Source organism: Pseudescherichia sp. AS216, assembly GCF_037152055.1.
In the GTDB taxonomy this organism is placed as follows: Bacteria; Pseudomonadota; Gammaproteobacteria; order Enterobacterales; family Enterobacteriaceae; genus Pseudescherichia.
Genome location: NZ_JBBCMV010000045.1, coordinates 1 through 228, shown reverse-complemented (window position 1 = coordinate 228; position 228 = coordinate 1). Strand labels below are relative to the sequence as shown.

At 52.6% G+C, this 228-nt stretch carries 1 rRNA gene; it reads right to left on the bottom strand.

What is annotated here, in order from left to right:
• A 23S ribosomal RNA gene (locus tag WFN61_RS20845) occupies positions 1–228 on the bottom strand; the annotation flags it as partial.

Below are 228 nucleotides of genomic sequence, written 5' to 3'. Positions count from 1 at the left end.
GCTCGCCGCTACTGGGGGAATCTCGGTTGATTTCTTTTCCTCGGGGTACTTAGATGTTTCAGTTCCCCCGGTTCGCCTCACAACACTATGTATTCATGTTGAGATAGTGTGCCGGAGCACACTGGGTTTCCCCATTCGGAAATCGCCGGTTATAACGGTTCATATCACCTTACCGGCGCTTATCGCAGATTAGCACGTCCTTCATCGCCTCTGACTGCCAGGGCATCC